Genomic DNA, 15,953 nt, shown 5'->3' with positions numbered 1-15,953 from the left:
CACCGTGGTCGGTGGAGTCAGACTAACGGATGGGCTCTAACGCACCATAGTTCAGCGACCTTCCTCTCCCAGCCGTAGAATCAGTATTGACGGTTCGTGACCATTTTCATTCTCTGTGGTGAAGCGCTGATTTTTGCGCTTCATGGATGGCTAACGGGTGCAATAGTTGAAGAACGGGGTTGCTGCGGCAGCTCCCTTTCTTGTTTCACTAACGGTCAGGTTAGTTAAAGAAGGAAACTTAATACAATTAGCGGATAAGTAGTAATTATGATTTGTAGGATTTGGAAATTATACTTAGAGGTTTGATATACTGCACATATGAACAGCTCAATAAGATAAGGAGTTTTTTAGGTGGATATTTTTGAGATTAAAAACATAGTTAAAGACCTACCAGAACAGGAAGTAAGGTCATACTTGCAACTTATTCTTTTTAGGATAGGAATGTTGGAGGAGAGGGATTATTCTTTAGTTGAGTTCTCAAAAGACCTTAAAGAAATTTATAACTACATTCTTTACCCAGAATACCTTAATGAAAATATATTCGATAAAGGCAATTACAAAAAAGTTCACATCACTTTTGGATACCCATATTTAAGACAAACATTAAAAGAATTAAACTTACACGAAGAAGAATTTATTGTTACTTTCAACGACAATTTTGCTGTTGCCCCAATAGGTAATTTAGAAACAGAAAATGGTCTAAGAGAAAGATTTGTATGGATAAAAAGCAACTTAGAACGAGATGAAGAAGGAACAAAAAATTATTGTGATAAACTTCAAAGAACAATTGCTCGGTTAGTTTCTATTCCAGAAAATATTCCAATTTACATATGGGTTTCAGAAAATGCTAATGAACAAACAGGACTTTTTTTTACAATGCACTTGTTAAGGGAAAGAAAAAATAATATCTTTATCGTTAATACAGCGCAATTGTATAGAGAATTATTTAAGAAAAAATCTAAAAAGTATATCCCATTTTTTTCTGGAGGAGTACTTCCAGAAGAATTACAATCCATTTACAAATATTCTCAAGAAAATCAAAAAAATTTATCTGACAAAGAGCGTAAACATTTTGAAACACAGTGGTTAAATCTTTCTGTAAATTCTACTACGTTAAGAATATGGGAAAACGGTGAAATAAAGATTGTTTCTGAAGACTATTATGATGATTTTATAATTGAAAAAGCCAAGAAGTTGATTGGAAAGAAAAAGGGATTCATAAAATGTGCAAGATTAATCGGTGAAGTGTATGGACATATTTTTCAATATATCGGTGACAGTTTTTTAGAATATAGGGTTAGAAAATTAATTGAAAATGGAATTTTTAGATATGAAGGTAGCTTAGAGGCAATGCGTTGTTACAGCATTAAATTTAGTTAAATGTTTTAACTCACTACTTTTCACTAACGGGTACTTCAATATGGAGTGAAGCCTATTTCTTATTCAAGTAACGTTGCAGTTTAGTAAAAGAAGGTATGTTATAATGATGTGCGAAAATGTTAGTAATTTGTAAGTTTTCGAAAAAGGAATTGTTATTAAACAATGAATAAAAATAATAAAAAAATCGTTTTCGAGATTTGGATTTATTTGAAAAGATGATAGTTATTACAGCATTAACACTCTTTGTTGTCTTATCTATTACTTTTGTTATAGGGAGTATTTTCTTTGGGTTTGTTGGCTTTTTTAGTTTATTTGGAGTGAAATACACATCGTCTTACTCCCTTATAGGTTTTGTGTTGTTCTTCTTTGTTTTAGGTGGTGTAGTGGATTTATTCTCTATAGCTTTTATCAAGCTGTTATCCCAATATATATCAGGTAAATATTAATTATTTATCACACGAATGGTTATTGATTGTACATTTACTTGGTTTGCATTACATTCAGTAGATGAATTTATGAATAGTATTACAATTCCATTGAAAACAGAAATCGTTGCCGTTTTATTATTATTCATTATTGAAGTTGCCTTTGATGATAAAGATAAAAATAAAAAGTAATTTTCTAATTAAGTCTTTTTCATATGTGCTTCTTCTTCAACTAAGGGTGCTTGAGTTTAATAAGAGTTGCTGCGGCGACTCTTTTTGTTGTTCCACTAACGGTCAGAATAGTTGACAAAGGTATGGTAAAACCTAACAAGAAACGAATATCAAATTGATGAGGTGTAATTGGTGACCTACCAAGAAGGATTGAAACAAATAGATAAAGCAACTCAACAAATAACTGAAGCAAACCGATTAGTTGTTGAAGCAATAATGAACGCTTTTTTATTTACTTGGCAATGGTGGATTGCTTTAATCATGTTAATTGTTCCCTGGATTATTTGGGGGGTATTCCGTAACCGAGAAGGTTCAGCTCGTATTTTTTCCGCTGGTTTATTGATGATGGTTATATCAGAAATGCTTGATACATTTGGCATTAATTTTGGAAAGTGGGTATACCCTGTGAAATTAGTACCAGTAGCAACTCTAAACTTTCCATTTAGACTTTCGGTTTTACCTGTGTTTGTAATGCTACTTTTACAATTTAAGCCTCGCTTTAATCCCTATATTAAAGCAATTTTTTTTGGAGGATTAAGTGCATATGTGGGAATGCCAATGTTGCTATGATTGATTTATATAAGAAAATTGACTGGACTTATACCTATTCGTTCTTTATTTTAACTTCAATGTATTTATTGGCTCATTGGTTTAGTCGATTGAATTCATTTGGAAAAACCAATAAAAACTAAAGAAAGACAAATAGAGATAGGGGATGAAGGTTAGTCACCTCCCCATATCTCAATGTTTTGAGTAATTCAAGTCTATATAAACAAAAGGTTAATTATGTACCAATAGCAAAGCAACTAACGGGTGCTTTAGTTAAAGAAGACCATCATTTTGATGGTCTATTTTTTTATAGCTTAAATCTCAACATTATCGTTTAACAGAGCCATTGTAATAAAGCACTTTTGACCACATTTTGACCACCAAAATATTAAACTTCGCGTTAAATCATAATTTTGGATTATAGGCTATTTATTTAAATGATTCTTAAATTCGTTTTTTGAATTAACAAAAATATATATTATATGACACTATACGCCATTTTATACTAATCTCCCTTGAAAATTGTTTGAATTTAGTATAAAGTTTATATATACATCACATATTAAACCTGTTTAACATGGTATTAAGAGGTGATTGTATGTGCAATAAGGAGGAAGACATAGAAATGGCAATGAATGTAGCATATACTGAAAAGGAGCTGAAAGAAATGCAAAAGAATGCACGTAAACGAAAAATTCTAGCTCTGGCAAATAAAGCATGTGATCGTAATGATGAAGCTCTAAAAAAGTTGAGTAAGAATTGAAATTTGAATATTTAACTTATGAAGATATAATAGATATACACGATTTAGCGTTAGAACGTTATGGTGGATTACAAGGCTATGACAAGGGTTGTATTGAAGCTAAAGTTGCTATGCCACAAGAGGGATTTGGAGATTTTGAATACTATCCAAGGTTGTTTCAAAAAGCTGCTGTTTATATGTATTTTATTACAATAAATCATTGCTTTAAGGATGGTAATAAAAGATCAGGTTATTTAGCTGCCAGTACATTTTTAAATTTAAACGGATATAGAATTATTGTTGGCAATGAAGAACTATTCAATAAATGTATAGAGATTGCTGATAAAAAATCTCGCCCAATACTTGAAGATGTTGAAATGTGGCTAGAAAAATATTCTGAGATATATGATTATGAAAATGACTTAGATGTATAATGGTTACTTGTTTATCTTTTTATAAAGGGAACAGGTAACCATTTTTATTTTCATAGAAACCCTTTACTATTCGTATAATAACTCTTTTACGAATAATTGTATCAAGATCAAATGTTTGGTATAATATACAATATAATCCACTTGGGCTGATCCCTATCACAAATAACATTCTCGAGAAAGCTCAAGAATTCTTAATCAGTAAAATCAATCCCTCCTTTATCATTGTCTTTGGTTCCTTTGCTAATGGTACAACACATAAAGAAAGTGACATTGATATAGCTTTTATAATAAAGAGCGAAATCTTACATCCTATGAAGTTTTTATGTTAGCCCAAGAGCTGGCGGATATTCTCAAAATAGATGTCGACTTAGTCGATTTAACCCATGCATCTACAGTCTTCCAAGCACAAATCTTTTCAACTGGAAAAGTGATTTTCTCCAATGATGAAACATTAAGGATGAATATTGAGATGACAGCTTTAAGTATGTACGCAAAGTTAAATGAAGAACGTAAATTAATTATAGAAAATGTAGATGCAAGCGGGACTATCTATGAAAATGATGTTATTTTAAATAAGATAAGCGTTATTGAGCGCAGCAAAAAAAGAATTCTCTATGTATATGATCAAAACCCAGAAAACTTGAAAGATTATACCAAACAAGACTCCATTATTCTAAATATACAACGTGCCTGTGAAGCCTGTATTGATCTGGCTATGCATATTGTAGCTCAACAACGGCTAGGATTACCACAAACCAGTCATGATGCTTTTGATATGCTTGAATCCAGTTCAATAATTGATAAGGAAATAGCAAAACGATTAAAGGCGATGGTCGGATTCCGAAATATTGCGGTTCATGATTACCAGACTATTAACGTGAGTATTTTAGAGCAAATTGTTGAAAAACATTTAGATGATTTTACTGATTTTACTAAGCAAGTCCTAAAACATTAAGGAAGGCGTCTTTTATGAAATATAAAATTAGAGTGTTTAATAAAAAAACAAACAAAGAAGCAATGAGCATTGATGAAGTTTTCGAATCTATAGAAGCAGCTGAAGCTGAGATTGACCGCCTAAAGGCTTCTCTTTCTCAAGACCTTCAATACGTAAAGGTTCCGGTTAAACAATAAAAGTGAAATAACAACATTTCTGATTTTATTGGTAGATTATTTACCTGAAAGAGTAAGAATTAAATAAAGTACTACATAATATTATTATGTTAACAACAATTCGTAAAAATTGTATTATACGAACATTTGTTTCTGTTCTAAAAATAATTTTGCCTATGAGGTGCAATTTATGGCCATTTCTAAACAACATGAGTACTATGAGAACAAATTAGAAACTTTACTTAAAGAAATGCCTAACTATGTTGTAGAATATGTTGATGCCAAACAGGATATCCGCTCCCCCATCACCTTATTTCATTATGTTCGGGATTACCGCGACTTTTTTAATTGGCTCATTTCTGAAGGTATCGCAAATTGTAAGCAAATGAAAGACATTTCTCCAGAAACACTTGGGAATTTATCTTTGGAGGAAGCCAGGAATTATTTCAAATTTGTAGGTAGAAAAAAATATAAAGTTTCGCAAAGTGACGACGAGACAAAAAAGATTGACCCCAAAACGGTCAATCGGCATAAGTCCTCCCTCCGATCCTTATTTAAATACATGACTATTGAGGCGGAACTAGAAAATAAGGAGCCTTACTTCCACCGGAATGTCATGCAAAAAATTGAAGTTACAAAGGTATCAGAGACTTTTAATGAGCGGGCTAAAAATCTAACTGACAAGATTTTTATCGATAACAAAGACTTAGACTTTTTAGATTATATTAAGGGTGATTATGTCAACTCTCTCTCTTCTATTGAGAAAAAATACTTTGAACGGGATAAAGAACGGAATATAAGTATTCTTTCACTTTTTCTTGGTACCGGTATTCGGGTTAACGAATTATCAAATTTACGTATCAAGGATATCGATTTTTCTTCAAAAGAAATTAGTGTAATTCGGAAAGGAAATAAAAAAGATACCATATCGGTAACCCCTTCCAGCCTTGAAGACCTGCAAAAATATTTATCGGTTCGACAAGCAAAATACAAAGCTGGCGATGGTGAAAATGAGTTTGTGTATGTAAAGCTCTTTAAAAATAAAATCCAACCCTTGACTAATCGCGCGATTGAAAATATTGTTTACAAATTTACCAAATCGTTTGATAAAAGAATGTCTCCACATAAGTTAAGACATACATATGCTACCAACTTAGCTGAACAAACCAATGGGGATATCCCATTAATCATGTCACAACTTGGTCATACATCTTCAGACATTTCCTTACTATACATTAATACTAGTAGGGAAAAGGCAAGGCGTGCTGCTGAGCTCTTAGATAAGCGTCGAGAAAATAAATCGTAGTGTTAGAGTGAGCAATCTTCTCCCCCTTTTTTTAGTTTCGTATATTATAAGACGGAAATTTAACGTAATGTTAGTGCTTGAAGAAGTGGTCATGCTTGTACGCTTCCCTCTTTGACAAAAACAGTTAAAGGATATATTATAATAATAACAGAACCCACCACGCCTCTTAACAATGCGGACCAAGGTGTTATCTTTAGATAATGTGGGTCAAGGATATTTAAATAAAAGGCATGAACATATTTGACATATCAAATATGTTCATGCCTTTTGTTGACCAAAAGCACCTCACAAACCCGTATTTTACGATAAATAAAAGGAATCCATTTTGAAAAAAAGATTTGATCAAAATGGATTCTTATTTAGTAGATTTAAGTTTTGTTTTTATAAAAAAGTTTGATCTTTTTGTGCTGCGTTCTTCCGCAATTGCGCCCGATTGTTGAACAACTCGTTTAAAGAAAATTGGTAAGGTTAAAGAGATTGTAAGGGTTTTTGCAGTTAGGAGAAGAAAAGAGTAGAAAAAGCATGGATTAAAGTTAGTTAATATACAATACCTCTATTCAATTTTTTTCTAAGTGAAATAATACAAGAACTCCTTACTATTCAGTAGACTTGTATTATTTTGGTAATGATCTTAATTATTTAGTTAAACTATCTTGCATTTGAGGTTCTTCAATCCATCCAATTTTCAACAGGTTTTTTTCCACCATCATGCCCATGTCCGTAGTGCTGCCGACGAAGTAAGTTCTACCTATTTTTGAATGAATTTTTTAAAGTCCTTATTTCTAAAGAAAAAATGCAGCCTTAAGGCTGCCTGGCTAACAACAAACAGAGCAGGATAATTGGAAATATAAGTATGGTGATTTAAATGATTGTCGTTAGTTGGTGCCTCTTCGACCGTCCTTATGTACTAAATCACTTAGTTTAATGGAAACCATTTGTCCTACCAAATGGTTTCCTTTCTTCCCCGATTCATCTTTCAAAGGTTGCATCCGCAACCTAAAGCAGGCTCGATGCCTGCGTCATATAATCAAGAAAAAACGGATGTTTTTTGGTTTCAGTTTTACACGGATAAAATCATTGTATGTTTTGTAGGTTTATATTTTTCACTCATTAACTCTAAAAATGGCAGGATATAGATTTTTTTCGGCTTACAACCGTATTCCATTAAATGATATTCAATTTCATCTTTTAGACATGCCTTTGCAATTGCTTTTGCCTCATCTTTATAAAAATCAGATACGATAATCATCATATAACATTCTCCTTTCAAGCAAAGGGGAAACATCCCCTTTGCTAGTTTGTTATTTTTATAAATATCCTTTCTCCTTCAAGCTGACATGCTTCCCTGTATGGGTGACAATCACATGGTCAAGGACTTCGATTCCTAGAATTCTCCCTGCTTCAGCCAGTCGCTTGGTGATGTCGATATCTTCCCGGCTCGGTGTGGGGTCTCCGCTTGGGTGCTGATGAGCCATAATAATGGATGCCGCATTATTGAGAATAGCGCATTTCATCACCTCTCTGGGATGGACTATACTTGAGTTCAAGCTTCCTACATGAGCTCTATGTAGCCCAACTACCTGATTTTTTGTATTAAGCATCAGCACAAGAAGCACTTCCCGGTCTTCATCCGCAATGTAAGAGGCCGCTAATTTTTGAGCATCTTCCGGTGAACGAATGACATACGTTCATTCAGGGTTGTTCATTCGAAATGGAGGAGAAACATGAAATTTATAGTTAAAGCCTTTGATCGAGATGGTCAGGAAATTGAGTTTAAAAATACATTCATTGGTGAAGAAACAGGAGTAACTTTTGAAAATGAAAAAGCAGCTGAAGCATTTATCAAGGGAATCAGGAACAGTCTTCCATCTACTTACCAGTACAGGATTATTCCAAAGGCCGCTGAACAAGATGAATTTTGGTTAAGCACGGGTAAGTTCTGGTGATCAAAATTTAGACCGGGAGATAAAGGAATTAGCTACGATGTGAGAAGGCTTATCGGAAAAAATAAAATTAAAAAGTTCGCTAAATATAAATAAATAACCTTACGGTCTTGATCATCCAACCAAAAGTATTTGGCTAACTGTTCTGATGATGGTTCATTGGAAAACTTCCCTATTGTACTCCTTGTTCACGAGTTAAAAATTCAACAGGCATATGTAGTCTACACCTCAACCCCAAACTCTTTGCACTTCGTGTACAAGGTCTTGCGACTCATTCCGCACGATTTTGCGATCATGTCCATACTCATTCCCGTTACATGACGCTTTCGGACCAACTCAAGAGATTGCTGAACTTCTTTACTGTCTTTAGTGTATTTAGGAGAACGTCCTTTGAAAGCGCCTCGCTCTTTAGCTGCTTGAATGCCATCAAGCTGCCGTTCACGAATCAAGTCAGCTTCGACTCAGCAACAGCAGCTAGCATCGTTACTAACATTTTACCAATCGGTGTTGATGTGTCCACTATTTGACCGCCCATGTTCAAGATGACCAAAGAAATCCCTTTTTCTTTTAAGTGTTCAATCGTATCCAATGCATCCTTGGTGTAACGAGCCATCCGGTCTAATTTGGTGATGACGATCATATCTCCTTCTCCAGCAGACTGCAAGAGCAACTGGAGTTGATCATCGTTATCTTTCCGGCGACCGCTAATTTTCTCTTGATGGGCATGTGGCGGTACCCCTATTTAAATGAAATATCCACGTCTATGATGTAGGAGGAACCACTTTTTGTAGCAACTTCGTTCATACGAATTTTTTATTAAAAGATTCCCTTGTAACAAATACTATCTTTACACCATGACAAATAAGGGAGAAAAACCATGAAAGTATTCGGAGTATTTGTATTCATTCTTTTATTAGCCATTTCACTTAGTGTATTAATGGACATTCTCTTAGGCTTTAAGCTCTCTCACGCATTATTGCATTTACTCAACCCGTTTTGGGTAATAGAACCCGGAGAATATGTATTGATAGCATTTCTTTTATTGATTACAATTGGTCAGCAAATCATGATTATCATAAAAAGGAACAAACAAAATGGATCTAGTTAGCATTCTTCTTGAAACGTTTGCGAATCATGGCAACAACCAGCATTAACAATGGAATAATCAGAAGAAAAATGCTGTGAAGGTAATAAGGTGCAATGATTAGACCTTCTTCAATGTGTTCAGCAAAATTTGAAGCGATGATCATTGATAAAAATACGATAATTATCCCGGTTGGTAACACAATTTGTTGATGGTTTCTTAACTTGAACAAATCGATCATTCCTATGACTGCACCATAAAAATGAATGGACACTTTGAAAAACGTAGTAAACAAAAAAGTCAAGACAGCAATAGCATCAAGCCGTTGTATAAACTCAAAAAGGTTGACTTTTCCGATGGTTGATAACAAAGGAAAAGTCGATCTCTCCACTTCTCCGGCACCAAGAACAACGATATTTAAACTGGTTGTATAAGTTAAGACAAGACCACTTGAAATCATGGCAGAGAGCCAAACTGTTTTAGTTAATTCAGGTCGATTTAGATGAGGAGATACATGCTAAAGATAAACATTTCTCCGAAAGGGAAAAAAGTAGTCATTGGAAATGCTGTCGTAAAGATTGGTTTCCATCCATTTTCCAGAAATGGTTGCAAATTCTGGAGTTGGATGCTGCCTGAAATCCATATTAAAAGATTTCCTATCAATCCAAAAAGGATTATAACGACAATAAATACTTCTGCTGTTCTCCCTAATACTTCAATCCCTAGATAAAGTAAATAGCAAACGGCAAGAATCATTAATATATTGACCGCCAATAACGGTGTTTGTTGCATTGTTGATGCAACAAGTATGTCCCCGAAATCACGTAGATTTCGGGAAACAGCGTACAATAAGTATACGGTGTATAATAAGCCAATTACCCATCCTAGGTATTTACCGAATATTTTCCTAGCATATCCGGTAAACGGCAGATCAGAATATTGACGAAATACAGAGTAGTAAATGAAAAACAAGGCAATTCCACCACACAATCCTAAAAGAATCGCAAGCCAAGCGTCTTTTTTAGCACCTATTCCAAAACTTACGACCACTGCACTTCCAAGTTCAAATATAAACATCATGGAAAATAGTTGGATGACACTAACTTTGGCTTTCTCCATCGTCTTAGAAGACCTCCCTTCGTTACTTGTTATGACTGGGTTTTCATTTATTTTTTTTATATTTTTATCTGCAGCCCTGTTCCACGAATAAACGCTTGTACCTCTACTTTAGTCATTCATCATCCTACTTTCCTATTTTTAATCCTTTTAAGAACGGAGGGGTAGGTTTAGCAAGGGAATAATTATATGCAGAACGATGGCAATGTAATAAGTTATGAATTTACGGTGTAATAAAAGCAACAAAATTTATCGGTGAGTACGAAGGTGAAACTAAGGAAAAAGCAGAAGAAATGGCTTGGGGAAAAGGTTACGTTTCGGTTTGTCATCAATGTTCAAGTGAAATTGAAGATCCTGAGATTGATGAATTTGTAGTAGAAGAAGTTGAAGAAGAGTAATGAACATCTTCTTCCGTTTGTTCTGAAAAATTGGAGGCCATCACCATTGATAAAAAGATAATAATAACCCCAATTGGTAAAACAATTTGTTGATGGTTTTTTAACTTGAACAAATCGACTATTCCAATTAATGCACAATAAAAAAAGATGGATGTTTTAAAAAAACCGTAATCAGTAAGGTCAAAACAACAAAAGCATCAAGACTTTGTAAAAACTCCATAAGATTGACCTTTTCCGATTGTTGCTATCAAAGGAAAAGTCGATCTCTCTACTTCTTCAACACCAAGAACGGCGATATTTAAACTGGTTGTATAACTTAAGATAAACCCGCTTGAAATCAAGGCGGACAGCCACACCTTTTTCACTGATTCAGGTTGATTTAAGTAAGGAAGAAGCATCGTAAAAACAAGCATTTCTGCAAAAGGGAAAATGATTATGTGCTGAAAGGCTGTGGTCAAAATGGGTTTCCATCCATTTTCCAGAAACTGCAAATTATGAAAATCAATATTTCCTGAAACAAAGACCAAAAAATTCCCTGGCAACCCAAAAAAGATTAAGCTGATAATAAATACTTCTGCTGTTCTCCCAATACTTCAATCCCTGGATAAAGTACATAACAAATGGCAAGAATCATTAAGATATTGATTGCCAATAACGGTGTTTCTGTTAATGTCGATGAAAGCAGCAACTCACCGAACTCACACAGATTTCGGGCAGCAATATACAAAAAGAATAGGATGTATAACAATCCAATGACCCACCTTAGGTATTTACCAAATATTTTCCTACCATATCCTGTAATGGTAGATTTGGATACTGACGAAATAAAAATAAATGAAAATTAAGATAATTCCTCCGCACAGTCCTAAAAGAATAGCAAGCCAGGCGTCCTTTTTAGCAGCTATTTCATAACTTTATGACCAATGCAGTCCCCATTTCAAACATAAACATCATGGCAAATAGTTGAATGCCACTAATTTTTGCCTTCTCCATCGTTTTAGAAGAGCTCCCTTCGTTCCTTGTTATGACTGGATTTCATTTATTTCTAATATGTTTGTCTGCAAACCTGTTCTTACTTCATTAAAAACTAAGTGAACAAACAAAATGGGTCTAGTTAGCTTTATGTTTGAAACGGTTGCGAATCATGGCAACAACCATCATGATTAACGGAATGATGATATGCAAAGGAATATGAATGTAAAATGATGTAATATTTTGGCCTTCCTCAATATGTTCTGCAAAATTAGAAGCAATCATTATTGATAAAAAGGTGATAATAATCCCAGCTGGTAAAATAATTTGTTGATGATTTTTTAACTTGAACAAATCGACCATTCCGATTATCGCGGCATAAAAAAAGATGGCGATTTTAAAAAACATCGTAATCAGAAAGGTATAAACAACAAGAGCATCAAGCCGTTGTAAAAACTCCATAAGATTGACCTTTCCGATGGTTGATAACAAAGGAAAAGTCGATCTCCCCACTTCCTCAACACTAAGAACGGCAACATTTAAAGCAGCTGTATAACTTAAAATGAGACCGCTTGAAATTAAGGCAGACAGCCAAACATTTTTCGCTAATTTAGGTCGGTTTAAATAAGGAAGTAACATGGTAAAGACAAACATTTCCGAAAAAGGAAAATAGGTAATCGACGGAAATGCTGTCACTAAGATCGGTTTCCATCCATTTTCCAGAAGCGGCTGCAAATTATGAAAATCAATATTACCTGAAACAAAGACCAAAAAATTTCCTGCTACCCCAAACAAGAGTAACGTGACAATAAATACTTCTGCTGTTCTCCCTACTACTTCAATCCCTAGATAAAGTACATAACAAATGGCAAGAACCATCAAGATATTGATCGCCAATAACGGTGTTACTGGCATTGTTGAGGTAAGCAACAAATCACTAAAGTCACGTAAGTTCCGGGAAGCAGCATACAAAAAGTATACGGTGTATAATAAGCCGATCACCCACCCGATGTATTTGCCGAATATTATCCTAGCATATCCGGTAAACGGTAGGTTTGGATATTGTCGAAATAAAAAGTAATAAACGAGAAATAAGACAACTCCACCGCACATTCCTAAAAAAATCGCAAGCCAAGAATCTTTTCCTGCCCCGCTGCCAAGGCTTACAACAAGTGCACTTCCCAATTCAAACAAAAACATCATGGCAAATAGTTGTATGACACTAACTTTGGCTTTCTCCATCGTCTTAGAAGACCTTCCTTCTTTACTTGTTATGCCTGGACTTTTCCTTTATTTTATATATGGTTTTGTTCGCAAGCCTGACCGTCGAATAAACGCTTGCACGTTTACGTTGACTTCTGTCTTGGGAAAGATTTCATCATTCCATTTTTTCTTGATCTTCTTCCACAATTTTGGATTCTCGCGGTTGATATATTCGCCAAAACGAAAAATATCGGTTTTTTGTTTTTTGGCATCTTTTACAGCCATCATCACTTCGTCTTTTATTTCCTTCTCCATCTGGTTTTCAAGTTTTTCAATGGATGTATGTTTACCGAGATCGATTGGACAATGGACTTCTGCGATGTGGCCTTCTGATCGAACTGTGATCTGAATAACGGGTTTTTTGTTTTTTATTTCCGTTTCAATTTTTGTGTTGGAGCGCATAACGTCCACTGCAATACCCTTTTTTTTCTTTTCACAATTAAGGTCTACAATGGTTTTTGTCAACTCATTATTAATCCATGTAGCACCACGGGCAGCATCTTCATCCAACCATTTTATGAGTTTACCCTTTTTAAACATAGCAAGTCCTCTTATTTCGATCGCTGTCTTTGGAGATATTTGTTGAACGTTTGTTAACTTGTTCCCTTTTTCTGGGTCGCCGGTAATCTGAACGCCCGTTAAATTTGCCCCTTCTCCTCCCTCTAATTGTTGAATGACTTGATCGGCACGGGTACTTGCATACTCTCCCCAGATTTTTGTGGTGGATTCCAAGCCACCAACAATTTTAGCAGAAGGAACATCCTCTAAAGGAGTCGTGATTTGGAGAAGAGTCTTTGCTGTATTATCTCTTACAATTAAAATGGGAAAAAGAGTACGAAATTTCGAATCACGTTCAATCCAATCAAACAAATCTTGAATCCCTTTTTTTCTCGCTAGCTCCTCTCCAATCACCATTAATTGGACATGAGGAAAAAAAAGTTCCTGGGGTGACTTTGGCGCAATTTTTCGGAGTGCCTCCGCAACGGTGCTTCCTGTAGCCGAATAGGTCGTAACAGGAGCCACTGGGGATTTCCCTCCTTGCCCTGACGCACTAGCTATTTGTCCTTCATTTATAATTTGTACTGTAACGAGATATCTGTTTTCCGAATTATTGCCGCCTTTATCAATGCCAATACCGCTTACTATGTCAAGATCTTGTAATTCTTGCCGATCCCAACATCCTGACAGTAATACGGTAGATACAATCATAAAGAGAATGATGAATGGTTTATGTTTCATTAGAATCCCTCTTCGATTCGTTATCCTTTATTTGACCTTCTCTCGGTGACGGGCCCAGATTCTGAGTATTACCTGTCCTCTTTATTTTCGTTTGGTTAATCAATCGAGGACGTTTTGACAAAAACGGCTTTGGGAAGCGAATGATGGTATCTTTCCAATCAGCAAAAATGATGGGAGCAAAGGGAGCCAAATAAGGAATACCAAAGGAGCGAATGCTACAAGTGTGTGCGACTAAAACAATGACTCCGAGTCCAATTCCGTAAAGCCCGAAAGAAGCTGCCAACATCATCATGAAAAATCGAAGTAAACGTGTCGCATCCGTCATCGCAACATGGGGGATGGTGAAACTGGCGATTGCCGTCCCTGCGACCACAATCACCATTGAACTTGAAACAATTCCTGCCGCAACAGCTGCTTCTCCCAATACAAGTGCGCCAACGATTGAAACAGCCTGCCCAATCGGACGCGGCATCCGAACGCCGGCTTCCCGCAAAACTTCAAATGTAAATTCCATTAACAAAGCCTCTATAAATACCGGAAATGGAATTCCGTGCCGCTGTGCTGACAGACTAACTAATAAAGGCGTTGGAATCAATTCCGGGTGAAACGTAAGAAACGCAATAAAAAGGGACGGTCCAAGAAGGGTTATTAAAAATGAAACAACTCTTAGAAGTCTCAAAAAACTGGCCATATACCAACGCATATAATAATCTTCGGCCGTTTGAAAAAACTGATTCCATGTCGCTGGTAAAATTAAAGAACCCGGTGTCCCATCAACAAAAATAGTGATACGTCCTTCCAGTAAATTTCCAGCCACAACATCCGGGCGTTCCGTTATCAATAGGGTTGGCCAAAGTGTCCATGTGTCGTCATTAATCCATTCTTCGATTGTATTGGAACCAATAATCTCATCTACTTCCATTTTATCCAGCCGTTCTTTTACTTCGGTAAGAAGTTTGTCATTGACAATCCCTTTTACATATATAATGGCTACATTTGTTTGTGTGATCTTCCCTAGCTGCATGGTTTCAACCCATAAATTAGGGCTTTTAATTCTGCGTCGAACCATGGCTGTATTGGTAATAAGCGCCTCAACAAAGCTCTCTTTAGAACCTCGGACAGCAGGTTCTATCGTAGGTTCTGTAATGGCTCTTAATTCTCCGCCTTCTGCCGCACAGCTAATGGCATGATTCCAGCCATCAATCAAAAGAATGGATTTTCCAGATAAGATGGAAAGCAACATCTTGTTCCAGTCCGTTATGTCCTCAACTTTCCCAACTGTTAAGATATTCTCTTTAATGTATGTAAATAATTGGCTCGGTGATTGGGGATCAACACTTTCAGTATTGTTAACGTTACCCATTAGTCTTTCTATGATAGCACTACCAATGATATCTTTATCTGCTAACCCATTTATATAAATAAGCGCAACTTTATGCATGGAAGGTTTTCCCATTTTAAATTCACGGATACCTAGGTCACCGCTGTTCCCTAAAGCTTCCTTAATATTTTTAAGGTTTTCATCTAAGTGTCCACTAAGTTCCTCTTTGTTTGAGGTTATTTCTGTTTCCTCAAACTGCAGTGTTTGCTTTCTTTTTTTTCGCTTTTTTGTTAACCGATTCCATGCACTGTTCATTTTCTTATACACTCCAAGTTTATAGTGTTACTGAAAGAAGTGTTCGATGTGTTCCCTAGTTTTTTAGCATATCTATTTTCCAGTTTTTTATACGTTTAAGATATCTATCCATACTTAAAGGGATT

The 15,953-nt window shown here is 35.4% G+C and carries 16 protein-coding genes and 5 pseudogenes; 11 read left to right on the top strand and 10 right to left on the bottom strand.

From position 1 onward, the window contains the following. The first annotated feature begins 351 nt into the window (after positions 1 to 351). From J7E77_RS08570 to xerS, 9 genes and pseudogenes are all read left to right on the top strand, one after another. On the top strand, positions 352 to 1,380 hold the full coding sequence (locus J7E77_RS08570) for a DUF1835 domain-containing protein (protein WP_214713502.1): 1,029 nt from the start codon (positions 352 to 354) through the stop codon (positions 1,378 to 1,380). Between the two features lie 215 nt (positions 1,381 to 1,595). Next, positions 1,596 to 1,997, top strand: a pseudogene (locus tag J7E77_RS30505) (YrvL family regulatory protein). A gap of 171 nt (positions 1,998 to 2,168) precedes the next feature. Further along, positions 2,169 to 2,606 carry a CBO0543 family protein gene (locus tag J7E77_RS31405; protein WP_251028010.1) on the top strand — a complete coding sequence of 146 codons (438 nt, stop codon included), beginning with the start codon at positions 2,169 to 2,171 and terminating at the stop codon, positions 2,604 to 2,606. 577 nt (positions 2,607 to 3,183) lie between these two features. Continuing rightward, positions 3,184 to 3,348: a hypothetical protein gene (locus J7E77_RS08550; protein ID WP_214713499.1), complete on the top strand. Its 165-nt coding sequence runs from the start codon at positions 3,184 to 3,186 to the stop codon at positions 3,346 to 3,348. Further along, positions 3,345 to 3,761, top strand: a complete 417-nt coding sequence (locus J7E77_RS08545) for a type II toxin-antitoxin system death-on-curing family toxin (RefSeq protein ID WP_214713498.1) — start codon at positions 3,345 to 3,347, stop codon at positions 3,759 to 3,761. Before J7E77_RS08550 ends, J7E77_RS08545 begins: the two co-directional genes overlap by 4 nt. 155 nt (positions 3,762 to 3,916) lie before the next feature. After that, positions 3,917 to 4,317 (top strand): annotated as a pseudogene (gene mntA / locus J7E77_RS30500) (type VII toxin-antitoxin system MntA family adenylyltransferase antitoxin); the annotation flags it as partial. Continuing rightward, positions 4,309 to 4,716 (top strand): type VII toxin-antitoxin system HepT family RNase toxin, encoded by a 408-nt coding sequence (gene hepT, locus J7E77_RS30495; RefSeq protein WP_308160478.1) that lies wholly within the window; start codon positions 4,309 to 4,311, stop codon positions 4,714 to 4,716. The pseudogene mntA and the gene hepT, both read left to right, overlap by 9 nt. 14 nt (positions 4,717 to 4,730) lie before the next feature. Continuing rightward, positions 4,731 to 4,892 carry a hypothetical protein gene (locus J7E77_RS08535; RefSeq protein WP_214713497.1) on the top strand — a complete coding sequence of 54 codons (162 nt, stop codon included), beginning with the start codon at positions 4,731 to 4,733 and terminating at the stop codon, positions 4,890 to 4,892. Positions 4,893 to 5,061: 169 nt separating this feature from the next. Continuing rightward, the gene (gene xerS, locus J7E77_RS08530; protein WP_214713496.1) at positions 5,062 to 6,177 is read left to right on the top strand and encodes a tyrosine recombinase XerS; all 1,116 of its coding nucleotides are present in this window, start codon (positions 5,062 to 5,064) and stop codon (positions 6,175 to 6,177) included. Positions 6,178 to 7,237: 1,060 nt separating this feature from the next. On the opposite strand, the gene J7E77_RS08525 is transcribed toward xerS, so the two are convergent. Next, the gene (locus tag J7E77_RS08525) at positions 7,238 to 7,429 is read right to left on the bottom strand and encodes a hypothetical protein (RefSeq protein ID WP_214713495.1); all 192 of its coding nucleotides are present in this window, start codon (positions 7,427 to 7,429) and stop codon (positions 7,238 to 7,240) included. Between the two features lie 55 nt (positions 7,430 to 7,484). Further along, positions 7,485 to 7,856 (bottom strand): annotated as a pseudogene (locus J7E77_RS08520) (JAB domain-containing protein); the annotation flags it as partial. A 45-nt stretch (positions 7,857 to 7,901) separates the two neighbouring features. Here J7E77_RS08520 and J7E77_RS08515 point away from each other — a divergent pair. After that, entirely contained in the window at positions 7,902 to 8,123 is a 222-nt protein-coding gene (locus tag J7E77_RS08515; RefSeq protein WP_214713494.1) for a hypothetical protein, read from the top strand. A 218-nt stretch (positions 8,124 to 8,341) separates the two neighbouring features. Here J7E77_RS08515 and J7E77_RS31930 read toward each other — a convergent pair whose 3' ends face one another. Together J7E77_RS31930 and J7E77_RS08505 are read right to left on the bottom strand one after the other, a co-directional pair. Beyond that, positions 8,342 to 8,455, bottom strand: a complete 114-nt coding sequence (locus J7E77_RS31930; protein WP_483861470.1) for a hypothetical protein — start codon at positions 8,453 to 8,455, stop codon at positions 8,342 to 8,344. 110 nt (positions 8,456 to 8,565) lie between these two features. Beyond that, positions 8,566 to 8,829, bottom strand: coding sequence for a recombinase family protein (locus J7E77_RS08505; protein WP_308160476.1), 264 nt, complete (start codon positions 8,827 to 8,829; stop codon positions 8,566 to 8,568). A gap of 168 nt (positions 8,830 to 8,997) precedes the next feature. On the opposite strand from J7E77_RS08505, the gene J7E77_RS08500 reads away from it, so the two are divergent. Beyond that, positions 8,998 to 9,228, top strand: coding sequence for a YczF family membrane protein (locus tag J7E77_RS08500; protein ID WP_214713492.1), 231 nt, complete (start codon positions 8,998 to 9,000; stop codon positions 9,226 to 9,228). Here the strand turns inward: J7E77_RS08500 and J7E77_RS08495 are convergent. From J7E77_RS08495 to J7E77_RS08475, 6 genes and pseudogenes are all read right to left on the bottom strand, one after another. Further along, positions 9,221 to 10,281: pseudogene (locus tag J7E77_RS08495) on the bottom strand (GerAB/ArcD/ProY family transporter). The gene J7E77_RS08500 and the pseudogene J7E77_RS08495 sit on opposite strands and share 8 nt — an antisense overlap. Positions 10,282 to 10,804: 523 nt before the next feature. Then, positions 10,805 to 11,245, bottom strand: a pseudogene (locus J7E77_RS30490) (GerAB/ArcD/ProY family transporter); the annotation flags it as partial. Positions 11,246 to 11,271: 26 nt separating this feature from the next. Further along, positions 11,272 to 11,499, bottom strand: a complete 228-nt coding sequence (locus tag J7E77_RS30485) for a GerAB/ArcD/ProY family transporter (protein ID WP_308160475.1) — start codon at positions 11,497 to 11,499, stop codon at positions 11,272 to 11,274. A 329-nt stretch (positions 11,500 to 11,828) separates the two neighbouring features. Further along, positions 11,829 to 12,932: a GerAB/ArcD/ProY family transporter gene (locus tag J7E77_RS08485; RefSeq protein ID WP_214713491.1), complete on the bottom strand. Its 1,104-nt coding sequence runs from the start codon at positions 12,930 to 12,932 to the stop codon at positions 11,829 to 11,831. A gap of 48 nt (positions 12,933 to 12,980) precedes the next feature. Then, positions 12,981 to 14,192, bottom strand: a complete 1,212-nt coding sequence (locus tag J7E77_RS08480) for a Ger(x)C family spore germination protein (protein ID WP_214713490.1) — start codon at positions 14,190 to 14,192, stop codon at positions 12,981 to 12,983. Further along, the gene (locus J7E77_RS08475) at positions 14,182 to 15,828 is read right to left on the bottom strand and encodes a spore germination protein (protein ID WP_214713489.1); all 1,647 of its coding nucleotides are present in this window, start codon (positions 15,826 to 15,828) and stop codon (positions 14,182 to 14,184) included. The genes J7E77_RS08480 and J7E77_RS08475 overlap by 11 nt, the downstream gene beginning before the upstream one ends. Between the last annotated feature and the right edge of the window lie 125 nt (positions 15,829 to 15,953).

It is taken from the genome of Bacillus sp. ISL-77 (assembly GCF_018613105.1).
The sequence above is the reverse complement of the archived record's forward strand: the minus strand, read 5'-3'. Positions and strand labels throughout refer to the sequence as shown.

Bases quoted from the DNA above. Each gene is read 5' to 3' on its own strand.
- J7E77_RS08535 (WP_214713497.1), top strand. From the start codon at position 4,731: ATGAAATATAAAATTAGAGTGTTTAATAAAAAAACAAACAAAGAAGCA.
- J7E77_RS08550 (WP_214713499.1), top strand. From the start codon at position 3,184: ATGTGCAATAAGGAGGAAGACATAGAAATGGCAATGAATGTAGCATAT.
- J7E77_RS08515 (WP_214713494.1), top strand. From the start codon at position 7,902: ATGAAATTTATAGTTAAAGCCTTTGATCGAGATGGTCAGGAAATTGAG.
- xerS (WP_214713496.1), top strand. From the start codon at position 5,062: ATGGCCATTTCTAAACAACATGAGTACTATGAGAACAAATTAGAAACT.
- J7E77_RS08500 (WP_214713492.1), top strand. From the start codon at position 8,998: ATGAAAGTATTCGGAGTATTTGTATTCATTCTTTTATTAGCCATTTCA.
- J7E77_RS08480 (WP_214713490.1), bottom strand. From the start codon at position 14,192: ATGAAACATAAACCATTCATCATTCTCTTTATGATTGTATCTACCGTA.
- J7E77_RS08525 (WP_214713495.1), bottom strand. From the start codon at position 7,429: ATGATGATTATCGTATCTGATTTTTATAAAGATGAGGCAAAAGCAATT.
- J7E77_RS08475 (WP_214713489.1), bottom strand. From the start codon at position 15,828: ATGAACAGTGCATGGAATCGGTTAACAAAAAAGCGAAAAAAAAGAAAG.
- J7E77_RS08485 (WP_214713491.1), bottom strand. From the start codon at position 12,932: ATGGAGAAAGCCAAAGTTAGTGTCATACAACTATTTGCCATGATGTTT.